Origin of the sequence: Limosilactobacillus oris DSM 4864 (assembly GCF_001434465.1) — a bacterium.
Classification (GTDB): Bacteria; Bacillota; Bacilli; order Lactobacillales; family Lactobacillaceae; genus Limosilactobacillus; species Limosilactobacillus oris.
In genome coordinates, this window is the sequence record NZ_AZGE01000033.1 from 1 (window position 1) to 19189 (window position 19189).

19 protein-coding genes, 1 pseudogene and 1 riboswitch are annotated in these 19189 nt (G+C 50.2%); of the genes and pseudogenes, 12 read left to right on the top strand and 8 right to left on the bottom strand.

The window, feature by feature from the left end; translation table 11 throughout:
* Nucleotides 1-105: 105 nt before the first annotated feature.
* Nucleotides 106-759, bottom strand: a complete 654-nt coding sequence (locus tag FC49_RS08525) for a histidine phosphatase family protein (protein WP_056984776.1) — start codon at nucleotides 757-759, stop codon at nucleotides 106-108.
* Between the two features lie 145 nt (nucleotides 760-904).
* Here FC49_RS08525 and FC49_RS08530 point away from each other — a divergent pair, with 145 nt between their 5' ends.
* Both FC49_RS08530 and FC49_RS08535 read left to right on the top strand, forming a co-directional pair.
* A complete protein-coding gene (locus FC49_RS08530) occupies nucleotides 905-1171 on the top strand; it encodes a hypothetical protein (RefSeq protein WP_003712446.1) in 267 nt (88 codons plus the stop codon).
* 109 nt (nucleotides 1172-1280) lie between these two features.
* Nucleotides 1281-3413, top strand: a complete 2133-nt coding sequence (locus FC49_RS08535; RefSeq protein ID WP_056984777.1) for an LTA synthase family protein — start codon at nucleotides 1281-1283, stop codon at nucleotides 3411-3413.
* A gap of 246 nt (nucleotides 3414-3659) precedes the next feature.
* On the opposite strand, the gene FC49_RS08540 is transcribed toward FC49_RS08535, so the two are convergent.
* The 4 genes and pseudogenes from FC49_RS08540 to FC49_RS08550 form a co-directional block, all read right to left on the bottom strand.
* Entirely contained in the window at nucleotides 3660-4505 is an 846-nt protein-coding gene (locus tag FC49_RS08540; protein WP_082603574.1) for a YitT family protein, read from the bottom strand.
* 86 nt (nucleotides 4506-4591) lie between these two features.
* A pseudogene (locus FC49_RS08545) lies at nucleotides 4592-5656 on the bottom strand (D-alanyl-D-alanine carboxypeptidase family protein); the annotation flags it as partial.
* A 12-nt stretch (nucleotides 5657-5668) separates the two neighbouring features.
* Nucleotides 5669-5815 carry a hypothetical protein gene (locus FC49_RS10210; RefSeq protein ID WP_235804896.1) on the bottom strand — a complete coding sequence of 49 codons (147 nt, stop codon included), beginning with the start codon at nucleotides 5813-5815 and terminating at the stop codon, nucleotides 5669-5671.
* A gap of 143 nt (nucleotides 5816-5958) precedes the next feature.
* Entirely contained in the window at nucleotides 5959-6957 is a 999-nt protein-coding gene (locus FC49_RS08550; protein WP_003712434.1) for an NAD(P)/FAD-dependent oxidoreductase, read from the bottom strand.
* Nucleotides 6958-7227: 270 nt separating this feature from the next.
* On the opposite strand from FC49_RS08550, the gene FC49_RS08555 reads away from it, so the two are divergent.
* A complete protein-coding gene (locus FC49_RS08555; protein WP_056984778.1) occupies nucleotides 7228-8193 on the top strand; it encodes a nucleoside hydrolase in 966 nt (321 codons plus the stop codon).
* 58 nt (nucleotides 8194-8251) lie between these two features.
* On the opposite strand, the gene FC49_RS08560 is transcribed toward FC49_RS08555, so the two are convergent.
* The gene (locus FC49_RS08560) at nucleotides 8252-9037 is read right to left on the bottom strand and encodes a sulfite exporter TauE/SafE family protein (protein WP_003712454.1); all 786 of its coding nucleotides are present in this window, start codon (nucleotides 9035-9037) and stop codon (nucleotides 8252-8254) included.
* Nucleotides 9038-9148: 111 nt separating this feature from the next.
* A riboswitch (TPP riboswitch) is annotated at nucleotides 9149-9238 on the top strand.
* A gap of 101 nt (nucleotides 9239-9339) precedes the next feature.
* Here FC49_RS08560 and FC49_RS08565 point away from each other — a divergent pair.
* The 5 genes from FC49_RS08565 to FC49_RS08585 all read left to right on the top strand — a co-directional run bounded on the left by FC49_RS08565 (nucleotide 9340) and on the right by FC49_RS08585 (nucleotide 14419).
* Nucleotides 9340-9900: an ECF transporter S component gene (locus FC49_RS08565; protein WP_003712448.1), complete on the top strand. Its 561-nt coding sequence runs from the start codon at nucleotides 9340-9342 to the stop codon at nucleotides 9898-9900.
* Between the two features lie 2 nt (nucleotides 9901-9902).
* The gene (locus FC49_RS08570) at nucleotides 9903-11300 is read left to right on the top strand and encodes an ATP-binding cassette domain-containing protein (protein WP_056984779.1); all 1398 of its coding nucleotides are present in this window, start codon (nucleotides 9903-9905) and stop codon (nucleotides 11298-11300) included.
* Nucleotides 11290-11943 carry an energy-coupling factor transporter transmembrane component T family protein gene (locus FC49_RS08575; protein ID WP_056984780.1) on the top strand — a complete coding sequence of 218 codons (654 nt, stop codon included), beginning with the start codon at nucleotides 11290-11292 and terminating at the stop codon, nucleotides 11941-11943. Before FC49_RS08570 ends, FC49_RS08575 begins: the two co-directional genes overlap by 11 nt.
* A gap of 38 nt (nucleotides 11944-11981) precedes the next feature.
* Nucleotides 11982-12323, top strand: coding sequence for a magnetosome magnetite crystal formation protein family (locus FC49_RS08580; RefSeq protein WP_056984781.1), 342 nt, complete (start codon nucleotides 11982-11984; stop codon nucleotides 12321-12323).
* 113 nt (nucleotides 12324-12436) lie between these two features.
* Nucleotides 12437-14419 (top strand): cation:proton antiporter, encoded by a 1983-nt coding sequence (locus FC49_RS08585; RefSeq protein ID WP_003712450.1) that lies wholly within the window; start codon nucleotides 12437-12439, stop codon nucleotides 14417-14419.
* A 70-nt stretch (nucleotides 14420-14489) separates the two neighbouring features.
* On the opposite strand, the gene FC49_RS08590 is transcribed toward FC49_RS08585, so the two are convergent.
* Both FC49_RS08590 and FC49_RS08595 read right to left on the bottom strand, forming a co-directional pair.
* Entirely contained in the window at nucleotides 14490-14846 is a 357-nt protein-coding gene (locus FC49_RS08590) for a DUF1304 domain-containing protein (protein WP_056984782.1), read from the bottom strand.
* Between the two features lie 10 nt (nucleotides 14847-14856).
* The gene (locus FC49_RS08595; protein ID WP_191980133.1) at nucleotides 14857-15837 is read right to left on the bottom strand and encodes an alpha/beta hydrolase; all 981 of its coding nucleotides are present in this window, start codon (nucleotides 15835-15837) and stop codon (nucleotides 14857-14859) included.
* Nucleotides 15838-15957: 120 nt separating this feature from the next.
* Between FC49_RS08595 and FC49_RS08600 the strand changes: the two genes are divergently transcribed.
* The 4 genes from FC49_RS08600 to FC49_RS08610 all read left to right on the top strand — a co-directional run bounded on the left by FC49_RS08600 (nucleotide 15958) and on the right by FC49_RS08610 (nucleotide 18804).
* Complete coding sequence (locus FC49_RS08600) at nucleotides 15958-16371, top strand: helix-turn-helix domain-containing protein (RefSeq protein WP_003712436.1); 414 nt, start codon at nucleotides 15958-15960, stop codon at nucleotides 16369-16371.
* A gap of 9 nt (nucleotides 16372-16380) precedes the next feature.
* Nucleotides 16381-17238, top strand: coding sequence for a hypothetical protein (locus FC49_RS08605; protein WP_003712451.1), 858 nt, complete (start codon nucleotides 16381-16383; stop codon nucleotides 17236-17238).
* Between the two features lie 70 nt (nucleotides 17239-17308).
* Entirely contained in the window at nucleotides 17309-17524 is a 216-nt protein-coding gene (locus FC49_RS10215; protein ID WP_235804897.1) for a DUF5758 domain-containing protein, read from the top strand.
* Nucleotides 17525-17622: 98 nt separating this feature from the next.
* Nucleotides 17623-18804, top strand: coding sequence for an MFS transporter (locus tag FC49_RS08610; RefSeq protein ID WP_056984784.1), 1182 nt, complete (start codon nucleotides 17623-17625; stop codon nucleotides 18802-18804).
* Nucleotides 18805-19189 lie beyond the last annotated feature (385 nt).

Consider the following 19189-nt stretch of genomic DNA (forward strand, 5'->3'; position numbering starts at 1 on the left):
CCGATTTGGGACGTTTTTTCTCACTCTCTGGTTCTTAGGGTAGCGAGTGGCGGAAATTATCCTAAATTTCTCACCTTTGATGGCTAAAAGTCATGCCGCATTGTGCTATTTATTGTAAGCAACCACTTGAATATCATCATCGGTCAACAGGAGGCGGGTCAAACTACCGTTAGCTGGGCGAACGGTCACATCATACTTGCCGCCGCCAAAGCGTTCTACTAGGCTAAGAAGGGTGTTGCCGTGGCTCACCCAGAGGACGTTGCTATCGTCCGGCAAGCCGGCGTTTTTAATCAGCGCGATCCCCTTATCGACCCGTTCCCAGTATTCCTGGTTGTTTTCGGCATCGTGGAAGGGATCGGCATCTTTGAGCCAGTCCTTGGCTGTGCCAATCGAATGTTCAGTAACAATGTCGTGAAAGTTCGTGAGCCCGTGGGGAGCACCGGCATTATACCAGGCTAAGTCCATGTTGGTACCTTCGTAAGAGCCGTAGAATTCTTCCCGGAAGTACGGTGCGGTGACCGGCTGCTTAACCGAATCCGCTTCATTCATATCCAGAATCGTCTGAATAGTTTCCATCGCCCGGGTGGTGTCACTGCAAAAGGCGCCCGCAAAGTGGACATCTCGCAAGCGCTCACCAGCCTGGCGGGCGTTATCCCTGCCCTGAGCAGTTAACGGCGAATTGCTCCACCCTTGCAGCTTATTATAGATATTAAAGTAAGTCTGCCCGTGACGAACCAGGTATAGGTTTAGCTTTGTCATAGTAATGCCTCCATGTCTTGTGTTGCAACTATTGTACCGCTTTCAAGGGCGAAATAATAGCGAACTTAGGGCGGACTTAGAGCTTTAAACACAGTTTGTTCACATTTTGTCCGTAAACTAAGTGGCATAGAAGGAAGGAATGAATATGACACTAAAAGATACTAGCCAACCTGAAATAGTGGCTGCCAGAATTGTTGCCGTTACTGGCAAAACGGTGAAAGTAGTGACCGAAGATGGTCAAACCCTGCGCATTCCCCTCTCCAGAAAATACCGGCAGGATCAAACAATGCTTGCTTCACTAAAGGATATTTGGCGAGCAGGAATTTGGATCCCCGTCAACCGGCAGCTGAAACGGCTGTTCCATTACGACTGGCTGACCGGACCGGCACCAGTAGCGGCAACAAACAATTAAGATTTAGCAATGATTGCCACTCAATAATTGGTTCAACACAATCTGTGATAAAATAGTTCTGATTTACTAAAATTAGTTACTACCCAATCGATTGTGAGGAACATTCTTAATGAAAAAATTAAGCAAATTCGTGGACACTAGGATTGGGTTCTTTACCCTGCTAGTCGTCCTTTTTTGGTTTAAAACCCTGTTTGCTTACTTTACTGATTTCAACCTCGGGGCCAGCAATATTTTTCAGTACATCATTCTGATCTTTAACCCACTGGCCACGACGGCGTTAATCTATAGTATTGCATTTTATTTTAAACGGGCACGCTTTTTCTACCCCGTCATTATGGGGCTTGACATTGCCAATACCCTCCTACTTTATCTCAACGTCATTTACTACCGGGAATTCACCGATTTCATGACGATTGCCACGATGACCGGTTACTCCAAGGTCAACCAGGGTCTGAGTGGCAGTTCCCTGGCCCTGACGAACTTCCACGACGTCTTCTACTGGCTCGACATCGTGGCGATTCTCGTCCTGATGCTGCTCCGGGTCATTCACTTTGACCGCCGTGCCATTGGGACCCGGTTAGCCTTCGCCTTCACGTCCATGTCGCTGGTTCTCTTTGGAGTCAACCTGTCCTTGGCGGAAATGGACCGCCCCCAGCTGTTAGGCCGGACCTTCGACCGTAATTACATCGTCAAGTACCTGGGAATCGACACCTTTACTGGCTACGACCTGGTTAAGTCCCAACATATTCATGAAATGCGCCAGAGTGCCACTAAGTCAGAGCTAGATAAAGTCAAGAAGTTCACCGATAAGCACTACGCCAAGCCGGATCCCCAGATGTATGGAATCGCTAAGGGACGGAACGTAATCATTATCCACCTGGAGAGCTTCCAGCAGTTCTTGGTTGACAAAAAGATCAATGACCAGGAAGTTACACCATTTTTGAATTCCTTGTACCATAGTAAGGATACCTACGCCTTTGACAACTTTTTCCACCAGGTTGGTCAGGGAAAGACCAGCGACGCGGAAAATATGCTGGAGACGTCAACCTTCGGACTGCCACAGGGTTCACTGTTTGCAACCCTTGGTAGTGACAACACCTTCCAAGCCGCCCCGGCAATTTTGAACCAGCGGGCTGGTTACACCAGTGCAGTCTTCCATGGGAACGTCGCTAGTTTTTGGAACCGGAATAACGTTTATAAGAATCTTGGTTACCAGTACTTCTTTGATGCTAGTTACTATGACACCTCAGGCGATAAGGCCACCGGTTATGGGCTGAAAGACAAACTGCTCTTCAAGGACTCGGTCAAGTACCTGCAAAATCTGCAGCAGCCATTCTACGCCAAGTTTATTACCGTTACTAACCACTTCCCGTATGACCTGGACGACGAAGATAAGGATCCGAACTTCCAGACAACTAATACGGGCGATTCCAACGTTGATAACTACTTTGTGACGGCGCACTACCTTGACCAGTCGCTCGCCGAATTTTTCAATTACTTGAAGAAAACCGGTGTTTATGACCACTCGATTATTATGATTTACGGGGACCACTACGGAATTTCTAATAGTGAGAATCCTTCGCTAGCCAGCGTCCTCGGTAAGAATGCCGATAATTGGACAGACTTCGATAACGCACAGCTCCAGCGGGTCCCGCTGATGTTTGTCATTCCTAATTCCGGCGGCCATGGTTACATTTCCCATACCTATGGCGGCGAAGTTGACGTTTTGCCAACTCTGCTCCACCTGCTGGGAATCAGTTCCAAACGCTACATCCAGTTTGGGACGGACCTCTTCTCAAAGGAGCATAGTCAAACCGTGGCTTTCCGGAACCGGGACTTTGTAACCCCGCATTTCACCAGCATTAACGGGAAGATTTATAACAACCGTACTGGAAAGGAAGCTAAGCTGACCAAGAAACAGCAAAAGCAGCTGGAACGGGCACGGGAGCTAGTCAACCTGGAACTAAGTCTTTCCGATTCACTAAACGAGAAGAACCTGCTTCGCTTCTACCACCCCAAGGGATTTAAGGCTGTTAACCCAGCGGACTACAACTATTCCAACGGCTTAAAGCGTGCCCAGCGGATTGAGAAGAAAAAGGGGAATAAGTCAACCAGTATCTTCAGTCAGCACCATGATCGGTCAACGGTCAATGATTACAGTACTGATGCTCCAGAACAGAACCACTCTTCAACCGATTCTAACCGAATTAAGATTACCAATCCGGACGCAAATAATAAGTGATTTATTAGTAATAGCGCAGTAGCTGCCAGGCAGCTACTGCGCTATTTACATTACTATCTTTAAAAATGTGAGTGGGAAATAACCTTCTCGACAGGGCGTATGGCTAACCTAGAACGATAGTTGGCACGGCACGGGCCGGCTAGCGTTCGTAGGCAAATAGCCTTGCTTCGCGGCGTTAGACGCTAGCCCTGTGGTTACGACACGCAGTTAGCCTATTGGTTTCGNGTTTGCTTTAAGTTAACCCCATCATAGTGAGTAATGAGTATACTTGCCAGATTCAACATCCGATTTTTGAATGCTCATAAAGGCATCAGGGTCTTCGCTCTTAATTAGCTCCCGTAAAAATGCTAATTGTCCACGCGGTGTCACCACCATAATTACATCGGTCGGCTTGCCTGTATATGCTCCCTGACCATTAAGAATAGTGGCCCCATGAGTAAACCGCCGTAACTGCTGGATCAGTTTGTCAGCCCGCTTAGTAAAGATTATCACCATCACATCCGTCTGTGAGGCAAAGGCATAGTCCATCAAAGCGTTGACAACTAGCATCCCAATCAGGGTGTATACAATCCGACCGGGTCCAAAGAATATTAATGTCAAAACAATAATTAATCCATTAATCAAGTTAGCAAAGAAGCCAACGTTTTTATGAAACCGCCGCTGGCAGTAGGTTGCGACAATATCCATTCCACCAGTGGTAAAACCGTTATTAAAACACCAGCCAATACTTAACCCGATTAATGCAGACCCAATAATCGTGTTCGTTAACGGATCCTTTACCAGCACCATTGTGGGAATAATCCCTAAGAAGATGATGTTTGATAAAACAGCGAGTCCTGAAAAAAGAATGTACCGAAAACCAAATACCCGCCAAGCAAAAATAAATAACGGGACGTTTAGAATTGTCATTAACAGACTCATACTGAAGTTAGGAAGCACTGCATGAATCAGCTGCGATAATCCCAGCAAACCAGTCGAATACGAATTGACCACGTTTAAAAAATCATTAACAGCAATCGCAGATAACAGCCCATATAAGACCGCCACCAGTCCTGCTTTAGTTAGTTGCTTGTAATTTACTTTCATTGCCACCCCAACTTCACCTCACTAAAAAGAATAGCTGACTTATTTTATCATTCATCAAATAGCAGTTGCCACCATTTCGGAAAGTTTTCACCCTAATGCCACAATCGCTGCCAGAAATTGCCAAGGGGAACCTGCTCACTGCTGTAAAGACTGTACGTCAGCGGTTCATTATCAATCGTTTTCACCCCATGACTAGCAACTTCCAGCTCGCCAATCTTTTCGTCGGCACGCACTGGGGCAAGGACCTTCCCGTTTTGTCCGTGACGGTTTAGCCTTACCGCCAAACTGTAATTCTTGATGTCCTTGTCACCCCAGACACTGACCTGCTGGGGCCTGATGGCAACTGACCGTTGTGTACCGTTAGCGACCCACTGCCGGTGCAGCCAGCGGGGCAGTGTAATTTGCTCCGTCTTCATTCCTTTGAGCTGGTTGTAGAGTTGCCGGGTAGCAGCAAAACGGGCATCACCACCATCACCATTTGCGTGGAGAACCACCGTGATCACCCGGTGGCCCCGGTACACGCCAGTGCTAACAAACGATGGGCCAGCGGCAGCAGAAGTCCCGGTCTTCAGGCCATCAATTTTAACCCCCGGAACCGCATACTGCTCCCCCGGCAGCATTTTATTCAGGTTATCAGCCTTCACGGTTTTATCCTTAGCAATATAAAAATCAGCATCTTTTTGCGCCGTTACTTGGAGCAGGTCTGGGTAGGTTTGAACCAAGTAGCGAGCCAAAAGGGCAACATCATTTGCCGTCATCGCATTTTCTGCGTTGTTTGCGTACTGCTCCAGCTTCAATCCCTTCAGGTCACCATTTGTTAACCCCACGGGATTCACAATCGTATAATTTTTAAGACCGATTTCCTTGGCCTTCTGATCCATCTTGAGGTTAAATTCCTCCAGGTTACTACCGTCTGCCTCGGCTAGTGCCAGCGTTGCTCCATCAGCAGACTTTACCATTGCAGCATTCAACAGCTCCCGAACGGTATAGGATTGTCCCTCCTGAACACCGATAGCAGAATAGGCCGGATCGCTGGCAATCGCCGCCACGTCAGCAGACACATTGACCCTTGTATTGGCAGTAATGATCCGCTGCTTGAGTTCATCATGGACTACCGCCACCGTCAGCAGTTTGCTGATTGACGCTACCGGCAGCTTCTGATTAGCATTCTACTCGTACAACACCTGCCCAGTCGATGCATCGATCATCACCGCTGCCCGTGCGTTAACCCGTTCACTCGCCAGGGCGCCGGTTGTTAGTTCAGCCAACACCAGCGGTAGTACCATTACCAATCGCAAAACCCTTTTAATTTTCATTACCATTCTCCCCATCATCGCCTTGCTGACTGTTAAAACACTCCCATTATATTAATGCTGCCAGCCGATTACAATTACCCGTCCCCAAAATCAACAAAAAACGGCCTGCTCCGCAATTGGCGGAGGGGCCGCGAGCTGAGTATTTACTTGCCGATTCCCATGGAAGAACTGTGCATCGCCATTTTTTTATCAGGGTAGAGTGCCTTTGCCAAGGCTGTAACCGCTGTTGGCGCTTCACCAAAGGCGGCGGCAATCAACGCTACCTTTCCCGGATAGGTTACTCCATCCCCAATTGCGTACACCCCATCAATGTTAGTCTTCATCGTTGAATCAACCTTAATCAGGTGATGGTCACTCGCTAGGCCCAACGACCATTCATTGAGGGCCGCATTATTCGATGTAAACCCGTAATTGACGATCAGCTGATCCACGTTAAGCTGCTTCTCTTCGTCACTGCGCCGCTTCTTCAGGCCCAAAGTAACCGTTTGGTCAGCTTCAACCCGGATTTCCTTCGGCAGGTAGGGGGTCACCAGGTTGACCCGGGACTGCTGCAACTGGTTGACCGTATGCTCCAACCCGCGAAACTCATCCCGCCGGTGAACGATGCTGACTTCCTTAGCAACTGGTTCCAGCATCAGCGCAATATCAATTGCCGAGTCCCCGCCGCCAAGCACAGCGACCCGTTGGCCTTCATAATCCGCCACGTGGTTTACAAAGTAGTGCAGCTGGTGTCCTTCAGCCTCATCTGCCCCATCCAAGCTCAGTTTCCGGGGCGTAAAAGCACCATTTCCTAATGCAATTACGACTGCCCGCGAACGGGAAATACGGTTGGCCGACTTGATAACAAACGTTCCGTCAGCTTCCTTGATGACATCCTCGACCGTCTCGTTCAGGTACCGGTCAACCGGGGCCACGGCCATCTGCTGTTCTAGCCGGTCTACTAACTCCTGACCACTAACTCCTGGCATTCCTGCAACGTCCCAAACCTGCTTTTCTGGATACAGGGCCGCTACCTGCCCGCCAAGCTGTGGCAAGCTCTCAACCAGCTGTGTTTTTAACTCGTGCAGGCCGCAATAAAAAGCGGCAAACATGCCTGCCGGGCCACCACCGATTATCGTTACATCATACTTTTCTTCTGCCATGTTGTAATCCTTTCGTTTTAAGCTGCCTTCATTATATCATCACTCCTCCAGCGCACCACTTTGCGCATATTTAAACAAGCTCACCCTTATTAACGGCTAAGTATGGTGCAAGAAAATTCAAATCGAGCTTTGGTAAAAGGTTTGACGTGTTGATATGACAATGTTAAAATTTTTATAAAAGCGCTATCACCAACATTGTTTTTACCCTGCCGGTAATTTAAGATAGAGTGGTAGATAAAATTTTTAGTTAAAATCTTGGAGGGACAAACTATGGCAAAACGTAAAATGATCCTGGATCTGGATACTGGTGTCGATGACGCATTGGCAATCGCCTACGCGCTGGCCGATCCAGAAGTTGACCTGATTGGGATCGTTAGTTCATACGGTAACAACCTGTTAGACATCTGTGCGGAAAACAGCTTGAAGCTGCTGGAACTGCTTGGTCACACCGACATTCCAGTTTACAAGGGCTTACCACACTCTAGCACCTCTGACCACTTCGATGTTATGCAGGTTTCCAAGGACATCCACGGTGATAACGGAATTGGCGACGTTGAATTACCAGCACCCCAACGCGCCGTGGAATCAGAATCTGGGGTTGATTTCTACATCGACGCCGCTCACAAGTACGGTAAGGACCTAATCATCATCCCAACCGGCCCAATGACTAACCTGGCTGCTGCCCTAAAGAAGGACCCGGCAATCGCTGATTTGATTGGCAACGTGACCTTCATGGGCGGTGCCTTGACCGTTGATGGGAACGTCACTCCAGCCGCTGAAGCCAACATCAACCAGGATGCCAAGGCTGCTGACGAGGTCTTCAAGTCAAACCTGCCACTGACGATGGTTGGCCTGGATGTCACCCTGCGGACCCTCTTGACGAAGAAGGAAACTCAGCAATGGCGTGACCTCGGCACTGCTGCTGGAAAAGCCTACGCTGACATCACCGACTTCTACATCGACGCTTACTACAACTTAGATATTGACAAGACTGGTTGTGCCCTGCATGATCCATTAGCTGTCGGTGTTGGGATTGACCCATCCTTCGTTAAGACCATCAGCCTCTTCATGCGTTGTGAATACGACCCGGACAGTCCATTCTACGGTCGGACTATCGGTGACAACGCTAAGTTGAATGACCCTAACCCGAACGTGAAGGTTGCCGTTAACGTTGATAAGGAACGTTACCTAAAGGCCTTCATGGACCACTTAACCACTTTGTTTAAGCAACACTAATTTAAACCGAATGCGCTGCGGCTGCTTCCAACAAGAAGCACGTCGCAGCGCATTTTATTTACAATAAATTCCGAACCAACAGGGAGATGGCGAGGACCAGTGCTCCACAGCCCACAATGATTTGCATTAACCGGCTTGGCACCCGCCGGACGATAATCGGCCCTAAGATACCGCCCACGATATTGCCAATAAACAGCGGGATTACAAAGTTCCATTCGATCGTCGTTTCAAAGGCAAAGATAATGACCGCGATTGTGTTGGTAACCGTCATCGCAACGTTCTTCAGGGCATTGTTGACGGCAAAGGTTTTCTGCCGGTTGACAACGGCGAGCAGGGTCAGCATCATGATCCCCGCTCCTGCATTAAAGTAACCGGCGTAGACCCCTACCAGGAAGATCCCGAGCGCGGTCAAAGCGGTGTAGAGCGGGTGGCGGCCAAGCGAGTGACTGTTAGCCGCCATGGCTTCCTGTGCCTGTCGTGGCCGGTGCGGGAAGATTAAAATCAGCCCCGCGATCCCGATACAAAATGGCACTAATTCCTGAAAAAATTTCCCGGGTAATGTAAACAGCAGGATTGCTCCCAATACGGCCCCAACGAAAACCAACGGGACAATCAGCCACATCTGCCGCTTATCATGCCGTAGCTCCTTAGTCGAGGCCGCAATCGAACTATAAGCACTCCCGACCGTCGACCAGGCGCTTGTAACGTTAGCCATCACGGGCGGCAGTCCCATCATCAGCAGGGCGGGATAAGAAATCAAAGACGCTAACCCCGCTGCTGCACTGACGATTCCTGCCAACACGCCAACAATAACCAAGGTGATAAAAAAGGTGATTCCAGACATTATCTTCCTCCATAAGAAAATTAAACAGCTTTATTGTACAACGTTCACCGGCTGGACGGCCCCACTAATTTGAATTTACTTTGCTTTTCCAGTATAATTATGGCGAGATTAATACGATGTCTGGGGTGCCATCTGGCTGAGATAATACCCATTGAACCTGACCTGGTTAACACCAGCGGAGGAAGAATCGGTAAGATCAATTCATAGTTGAGTTAATGATACCCCGGGGATAACTGTGTCCCGGGGTTTTATTTTGCCTAAAGACCGCCTTAATCTTAATTTTTTCTAAGGAGTGTCTTACAATGCACAAACGTACTTTCCACTTACGCGACATTATTTTGCTAGCCCTAATTGCAATTATCTTTGGAGTAATTTACTATGCTGCGGCTTTTGTCTACAACGGTTTGACCGTTCTCTTAACACCGGTAGGCTACGGGCCAATCGCCAATGACCTTACAATGGGAATTTGGTGCATGGCCGGGCCGCTCGCTGGTTTCTTACTCCGTATCCCTGGTTCTTCCTTCCTCGGTGAATTTCTCGGGGCTGCTGTGGAAATGTTCCTCGGTGACCAATGGGGGGCTTCTAACTTGATTTCCGGAGCAGTTCAGGGGATTGGGACGGAATTAGGGTTCACGTTAACCCTCTATAAGGTTTACAACTGGCTCACCGTTATCTTAACGAGTGTCACGACCACCATCATCACCTTTGCCTGGGATTGGTTCCGGAACGGTTATAGCCACTTTGCTCCTAGTATGCTAGTCATCATGCTGGTCGCACGCTTTCTCTCCATGCTGGTCTTTTCTGGGATCCTCGTCAAGTTGATCGTAAACCTGTTGACGCGGGCCCACGTTATCCGGAGCTAGCCATGGCTAACGATATCATTGACGTTCAGCAACTCTCATTTGCTTATGACCACCATGAGGTCCTTAAAGCGCTCACCACGAGTTTCCCTGCCGGCAGCGTGGCCTTACTGACCGGGCCGTCCGGTTGCGGAAAGTCAACCCTTCTCCGCTTGATTGCCGGTTTGCTGCCTAAGTATGGCGGCCACCTCACTAACGGACGAATTAATTTTCCAGCCGGGAAACCAACCATCGGAATGCTCTTTCAAGACCCCCTGATGCAGTTTGCACTGGATACGCCCCGGCACGAGTTAGAATTTGTTCTCGAAAACGAACGGGTCCCCCACGAGCAAATTGCCGCCAGAGTAACAGCGGCCCTGCACTTTTGTAAAATCACTGACTTAGCAGACCGCCAGCTGACCACCCTGTCCGGCGGCCAGCAGCAACGAGTCGCCCTAGCCGTCACAATTGCCCGGCAGGCGAAGGTGCTCCTGCTCGACGAACCATTCGCCAGTATTGACGAAGAAAGCCGGCACTTCCTGATCGGTCAGCTGCAACAGCTGGTAGTGAACCAGGGCATCACGATCTTAATTGCCGACCATGACTGTCACGGCTACCAAAAGCTGCATCCCCTAGTCTATCAGTTCCAGGCGGGGACGGTCGCCCGCCAATCAGCCGCTACCAGCGCCCAGTTGTTAGCCGCGGCTGACGAACGCGCCAAACAGCCCCTGCGGGCTGCCCGACCAGCTGCTAGCGCACCAACTGTCTTTCAGCTGACAGCTGTTCGAATTAAGCGGGGCGAGCGCCAGTTGTTAAGTCTTCCCCAGCTCGCGCTATTTCGAGATAAAATCACCTTGGTCACCGGCGCAAACGGCAGTGGCAAATCGACCTTTTTCCAAGCCCTCGCCAAGCTGATTCCCTATCAGGGCCAGATTGACTTCGCCGGACACGACATCCAGCAAATCAAAAACCGGCGTTACCGGGCGGACCTGGGACTCGTCTTCCAGCACGCCGACGACCAGTTTATTAACGTTACCGTTGCCGAAGAACTAGCCCTCAGCAAACGCAATGGCCGCCACCCCTATTTTCAAACTAGCCTTCCCGCCGCTCTAGAACTGTTAGGACTCACGGGGCTGGACGAGCGGGTAGTCTACTCCCTTAGTGGCGGGCAGCGCAAAAAGCTCCAGCTCTTGTTAATGCTGATGATGGGCCAGCCAGTCCTCCTGCTCGACGAACCATTTGCGGGGCTCGACCGGCAGTCCCTCCAAAACGTCTACCAACTAATTAAAACTGCCCAGGCAGCTAAGCCGCAAACCATGTTGATCATCAGCCACCAGTTGGCCGCCATCGACCAGCTAATCGACTTCCACTTGCACTTGAGCGGGCACCAGCTTCGGTATGAGGAGGACTACCATGAATCCTAGTTTCAAATTAATTCTCGCCCTGGTTATTTCCCTGGAAATAACTTTCACCAACCACCTGGGGGGCAACCTCATCATCATCGCCGCCGCGCTAACCTACCTTATAATTAAGCGGGTGGCCTGGAAGAAGCTGTGCCGACTACTGCTGATTACCCTGATTCCAGCGGCAGCGCTGTTTATGACCATCGGCTACTTCTCCCCCGAACGCGACCTCTTCTTTGCCTGGGTACTTGTCAGCCGGCTCTACTGCTACGTGAGTGTTGGTGCCGCCGTGACCCTCACCACCAATAAACTCAGCCTGATTCGTTCACTAGAACAGAACTGCCACCTCCCCAGCAAGTTTGCCTATGGCTTCCTGGCAGCGCTCAACCTTATTCCGCGAATTAAGCAAAACGTGATTACCATCCGGGTGGCCGGCCAAATGCGGGGCGTGACCCTGCACTGGTGGTCACCAACCCTTTACTTCAAAGCGATCCTTTCCGCCATTGCCTGGTCCGACCAGTTAGCCCAGGCAATGGAAACCCATGGTTTCAAGGAGGGCGCTCCCCGTTCTGCTGCTCAGGTGATTGAGGTGGATAAACGTGACTGGCTAACCATGCTCCTGATTTTATTGATTATCCAAATAGTAATAATTGCGCTTCCTTAATTTATCAGTCATAATATAGAAAAAAGGAAGGACAGATTATGAATAACAACAGTATCGCCACGCGAATCGTCAACGCACTTTCCTACTTCAGCATTTTCTTCTTGCCGGTTATCTTTCCCTTAATCGTCTGGATCATTGCCCGCGCCAGCGACGATCCCTCGGTAACCAGCAACGCCCGGAAGGCCTTTTGGAGCCAAATTTTCCCGCTGCTCTACCTGATCTTTGTCGCGCTCGTCGCTAGTATTAACGCGCTGCGCGACTATACCTTCCATGCGGGCGCGCTCCTGGGAATTCTACTGACCTTCGCGCTCTTGATCGCCCTCCTCCTATTTATCTACAACGTTGCGATGGGGGTTAAAATGCTGCTAGGGCGTGACTAGCCATGGACAATGATCTGTTTTCATGCTTTGTCTAATATTTGTACGGCCTCAGTATTCGTCCTGCCCGAATGGTGAGGCCGTTTTAACTATACAAAGGGGAGAATGTTAATCTTATGGGCCTGCTTTTAGGAATTATCCTGCTATTTACGACCGTGGTTGTCGCTAACGTCATCCACTTGATCTATCCCAAACTTCCGCTATCCATCTACCAAATCATCGCGGGGGTCCTGCTGGCATCACTGCCAACCACTGCCACTGACTTCACGATGCATCCCGAACTCTTCATGATGGTCGTGATTGCACCCCTGATGTTCAATGATGGTCAAAACCAGTCGTTCCGTTATTTGACCAGTAACTACAAGTCAATCCTGTCAATTTCGGTCGTCCTCGCGCTGGTAACCGTCCTTATTTCGGGTGCCATCCTGCACCTGGCGCTACCAACCGTCTTTCCGTTTGCCCTTGCCTTCATGTTGGCATCAATCATTACCCCTACCGACGCGGTGGCGGTTAAGTCTATCACCTCCAACATGACGGTGCCGGAAAACGTTAACGGGGCCCTCGAATACGAATCACTCTTCAACGACGCTTCGGGAATCGTCCTCCTTGACCTTTCCCTGGCTGCCTACCAGTCAGGCGAATTCTCGTTGGGTCACAGCCTGTGGATCTTTTCCTACGTCTTTTTTGGCGGCATCATTTTTGGGGCAATTATGGGGAACTTAGTAATCAGCCTGCGGCAACGGTTGATGAGCAACCACGTCGATATCGGCTCCATCGTCATCCCAATCAACGTCATGACCCCCATTGTCGTCTACTGGCTGGCTGAGGAACTGCACCTCTCTGGTATCCTCGCTGTCGTTTCGGCTGGAATCGTCCACAGCATTCTTTACGACCGCCTGCGCCTCACCTCGACTAAGGTTCAAATGGCGACTACGACCATCTGGACCATCATTAGTGACGCCTTAAACGGGGTCGTGTTCGTTCTCCTGGGGGTAATGCTCCCCCAGGTTCTCCGCCGGACAGCCCCACGCAACCTGTTGAACCTGCTATGGATTGCCCTGGCGCTCTATGTCATCATGACCCTGCTCCGCTTCTTGTGGACCCGCTTTCGCCTTGTCAACATCCACTCGGCGAAGGAAGATCTAAACCGCGATAGCTTCTTGATGGCAATCGGTGGAATTCATGGAACCATTACCCTTGCTTTGGCTTTCTCCCTGCCAGTGATGATCAACCACCATACCTTTGCCTTCCGTAATTCGATGATCCTGATTGCGGCGTTTGTCATCCTGATTAGCATTATCGTGGGTGCCGTGGCCTACCCCCTCCTGCTGCCGCCCAAGTCGCGGGACTATACCAAGGAAGAGTTTCAGCAGGCGTTCAACAAGACCGTCCACCACGCAATCAATGCTCTTCATAACCATGACGACCACCGCCGGGAACAAACTTTTGTTGCCGACCAGCTCGCCAGCCAAACCAGGCAATTTCACGACTTCAACCGGGAACTCTTTGAACAGCTGGTCAAGAAAGCCCACCAGGTTGAACTGGCAACCCTGGACCAGCTGACCGATGATGGCACCATTACCGAAAAACAGGCAGAGTTCTACGCCAGCTTCGTTGCCCGCTCGGTTTTCCGCAGCAGTCGTCATAGTTTCCGCGAATCATGGGTAATCCTTTGGCACCGAATCAAGTGGCGGTATGCCCGCCGGCGCCGGTTGAAAAAGCACTTGAAGAGCAAGGGCCTGCTTAACAGTGACACCGGTCACCAGCTAATTACCGCAAGCGAGCACCAGGTCATCATGGAAATCCAAAAACTGGTTTACCGAAACGTTGAAAAATACCTCCATTCGATTTCTAACCCGAAAAACGTTAACGAAGTCGCGATGGTCAACCACATTTACCTCCAAAAGAAACGGTTCTTCAACCATGAAGTATCCATTGATACCGACGTTGCAACCAGCCTGTTCATTGAGGCTTTCCAGCTCGAGCATAGCTACGTGCAGGAACAGCTGGCTGCTGGCAACCTTTCCCAGGAGCTCGCTAACGCCCTCAACGAACAAATTTCCACCGATGAACTGGTCTACGTCCAATCACTAGACTAATTATGTATTCCAAGTAAAAGGGGTCCTAACCACTGACAAACTCCTGTCAACGGTTAGGACCCCATTTTATTTATAGTGTTAAGAGAAACGCCAAAACTGCTGGAAGCAGCTGGAACAGCCAGATCTTCCGGGTAGCCGTAAAGCCGCCGAAGAGGGCTACCACCATGATAAAGACCAGCAACATTTGCCAAACAGTAATGAGGGTAATCCCGTGAACCAGCCAGTAGCTAGTAATGATGAGGATTCCCAGCATCCCGTTGTAAATTCCCTGGTTGGCAAAGGAAATCCGGGCTGGCCGCTGGCGGGTATACTCTACCGGCAGGTCAAACGCGCGGGCCTGCTGTTCGGGGCGACCCCAAATTTCCATGACCATGATTCCCAGATGTTCGATCGCAATTAACATCATTAGGACAATTAGCAGTATCATTTTTCCTCACTCACTTTACATAATGATTTAAAAAGCGAGCAATCCGTTGCGGGTAGCGCACTGGCTCCTTTTCGTATGAAGCCGCGTGTTTAGCACCCTTGACCACCCATAATTCGCGGGGACCCTTCGTAGCCGCATAATTACGGTAAACCATCCGTGTCGGGACGAAATTATCGTTGCCGCCGTGAATAAACATCATTGGGCGGTGGTTATGCTTCAGCATCGCCGTTGAACTGGCCTGCCGCACGTAGAAACCATTTTTGACCCGGTTAATCATGCTCAGGCTCCCAATCAATGGCGCACGGATTGCCTGGGGAATATTATACAGGTTCCCCGCCTCATAGTTAAGTTCGTCGTTCAAACTGGTGTAGCCGCAGTCCTCGACGAAGGCCTTGACCTGGTGCGGGAGCGGGATCCCGCTGGTCATCATTGTCGTGGCCCCGCCCATACTGACGCCGAAGATGACGATTTGACTATTTCGGCCGTTCTTCGTAATGATTTGATCCGTCCACTTGCGGACATCGTACCGCTCTGGCCAGCCGTAGCCGATGTACTTTCCCTGGCTCTTCCCGTGGGCCCGTGCATCCGGCATCAGGACATTGTAGCCCAGCTGGTGAAACATTGTCGCGTACTCCCCCATCTTTTCCTTCCGGCCCATAAAGCCGTGGAGGATAATTACGTTCTTAGTAGTCGGGCGGGCAGCTGGTAAGTAGTCAGCTACCAACCGGTAATCACCACTGGCTGACTTCATCGTCCACTGCTGTTTAGGTGCCCGCTTAAACCACATCTTCTGTGAATACAACGGGTCGCTCTTGCTAATGCGAGCAGAGTTATTGATGAAAGACTTGTGGCTCGGTACCATTGCCACATTGAAGAAGTAACTCCCAGCCGCAAACAGCGCCAGTGCCAACAAGATAATAATACTGATTAGCCACCGCCAGAGATGGTGACGGCGTTTAGAAACTTTTGTTTTCAAATTAATTAACCCCATGTCGTAATTTTGATTAACGGACATATTTTAGCACACATTCCGTTACTTGATAACATTCATCCCTAGTAAATACCATTTCCAATGGTAAAATAGAAGTTGACACTAAAAAGGAGTGAGAAGATGTTTCCTGAAAGACTCCGGGCACTGCGCAAGGGCCAAAAAATTACCTTAAAAGAACTGGCCAACCACCTCAACCAAAATCTCGGGCCCAACGAAAAGCCAAACACCGCCTCCCAAATCGGTAACTGGGAGCGTGGAATTCGAACGCCATCATACGTTGAAGCCCGTAAACTGGCTGAATTTTTCGATGTCAGCCTCGACTATTTAACTGGGAAAACCGACCGGGACGACTTTGACCTCGGCAAGCTGTTTTTCTCCAGTAAAAACCTGTCCTTTAACCAGACCGTCCTCTCCAGTGAAGACCGCTACGAAATTTTCCAGCTAATTGACGGCTACCTAAAGGGCAAGCACAACCGGCGGGATACTGATAAGTTCTATGGCAAGCAGGAACAGCTTAATCTAAAGTTAAAGTAGTGAGATAAGATGAATCCCAAGAAACTGAAACAACTAAAAAAACGCGTTAAAAAGGTCCAGCAGGCAGCGAAGACCGTCCCCTACATCCAAGAACTGGAGGGCTACCGTGAGTTATTTGATGATTTTCCCGCAATCAAGTACCTGATCAATAACGCCTTGGAAAGCGACCGGCTGTTGAAAAACGGGCTGTTGCCCCAGCCGCTGCCGAGCTTGCTCTTGCCCGATAACATCCAAGACACGATTTTCCAGCGGGTCAACGAGCAGTACCCCCAGGGCGACCCGCGGGGCGATGCACTGTGGAACCGGTATAATGACGCCTTGTCGAAACTTGACCGGGCGTTGCGCAACTTCCGTGACCACCTGGAAGACACGTATGGAATGTGGTCCTACGTCAATGCCCCCTTTGCCAAGGCCCTTTCCGACTACCTCGCCGGCCGGCCGGTCTTAGAGATCATGGCCGGAAACGGCTACATTTCCAAGGGCCTGCGGAACAATAACCCTCAGCAAAAAATCTACACGACCGACAGCCAAGACTGGGTGACTGAAAACGAAACCGGCAGGCACCCGGTCACCCAGATTGAACGCCTTGACGCCCTCTCTGCCATTAAGAAGTACGGTAACCAGGTGGACTTCGTCATTATGTCCTGGGCTCCCGATAAGCAGGAAACCGACTGGGAAGTCCTCCAGCTGCTCCGCCAAACTTACCCGACGGTCCACTTCCTAGTCATCGGTGAACGGGACGGGGCCACGGACTCGAAGAAGTTCTGGCAGGAGGCCCAGCTCAGCCAAGACGAGGCTCTGCAACGGGTTAACCAGTACCTGCACTCCTTTGACCTCATTGATGAGCAGATCTACCTGGTAAAGTAGGGAGAAACAATGGAAGCACTAACCGAGTCCAAGTTAGCGTCCAGCCGACGCCAAACGAACGTCCGCAACCCTGTCCTCATGCCGGTGTAACAAGGCGAAAGTCCTCAAGATCACTAACTTTGCCCAAGACGAGGAGTATACAGAAGCCTGGTCCCTGGTGGATGAAAACTTTGTCTACCGGCAGGGACAGTGGGTGACCGTTGATAACTTTAATGAAGACCGCTGGTGCGATTCCACAACCGGGATTCATTTTTGGATGACCCGGGAGGAAGCCATGGCCTACTAAATTAATTAAAGCCAACTGGAATTTTATTCTTGATTACCAGTTGGCTTTTTACGTATAATGATTTGGTTATGGAAAAATTCAAACTAAGGAGGACTACTATGAAGTACCGTTTACAAGCAATTCTGTTCGTTTTTATTGCCTTTATGCTCGGCTGTAATGAATACATGATCGTCGGTGTCCTACCCGATATCGCCCATGAATACCACGATTCACTCTCTACCCTCGGCCTGTTGGTCACCGTCTTTGCCTTTGTCTACGCGGCCTTCACCCCTGTGATTACCTCGCTAGCCAACCGCTGGCGCCGGCACCACGTCCTCCTCTGGCTAATGGTTATTTTCCTGGTCGGCAACACCTGGACCGCGTTAGCCACCAACTTTGTTTCCCTGCTCCTCTCCCGGATCTTGACGGCGACGGTTGCCGGGGCGATCATTTCCCTGGTCCTGGTCATGGCTAGTTTCGTCGCGCCACACAACAAGCGGGCCAGCCTTGTTTCCTGGGTATTCGCCGGCTTTAGTATTGCCTCCGTCATCGGGATTCCGATTGGGACCATCATCAGTACCACCTTTTCCTGGCATGATAGTTTCTGGATGGTCACAATCATTACCGTCATCGCCTTTTTCTTCCTCTTTTGGCTGGTTCCCCGCGACACCCCGCAGGTCAAGAGCGGCTTGAAAAAGCAGTTCGTCTTGTTTAAGGACTACCGTGTCCTGTTGGGCGTCCTCTTTATCGTGGCGATTTGTGCGGCCGACTACACCATTTATACCTACATCCGGCCGCTGATCACCACCGGGATGGGCTTTGACAACACCTGGCTCAACTGGCTCCTGTTCGGGATGGGAATCTTCTTTATCATTGGGAACAAGTTTGGGGGCTTCCTGGCTGACCGCGGGGGTATCCACCGCCTGCCGATCATTTACGCCATCATGACGGTCCTCTACCTCGCATTTGGTCCCCTGCTCAGCTTTAAGTGGTTCGCCATCCTGATTGTCGCCCTGCTCTGTGTGGCCTTCTCCTGCTACGGGTCGTCCACCCAGCTGATGTTTTTAGACATTGCGGAAAAAGAGTACCCGCAGTCACTGGACCTGGCGTCCTCACTCAATTCCATTTTTGCCAACATTGGCATCTCTCTCGGCTCCTTCACTGCCTCGCAGGCCGTCCAATTTACCGGGCTGACCCGGCTGGGCTACGTCGGTTCCATCTACGCTCTTCTCGCAACCATCTTGGTAATCGTGCTGAGCCGGAAGTACGCGGGGATGCGTAACTATCTAGGATCAATTTAGCATAAACCCCGACACGCGCCGGATAACTAAACGCCCTCCAAGGCTTGCTTGTAGTAAGCCTTGGAGGGTGTCTTTTTTCACCAGCCGATATTGCGGCCATCATGCAAAATTTATACAACACATAGTCCAAACACAACAAAGATTAATGCAATAAAGGAGAATAAGAAGTACCATTCGCGCATCATAATATCGCCTCCACTTCTATTTCTATCCTTATTGTAACCCCTTTCACGGAAAAATTACACCTATACAAAAAGGTGGTGGCAGAACTACCAGCCAGCTACTGTGCGGGGCATTTTTAAAACAAAAGGAAGACTGGGTTCATTCCCAGCCTTCCTTTTGCGTGTCTTGATATTATCGGTTCTACAATTTTAAGTACTGATGG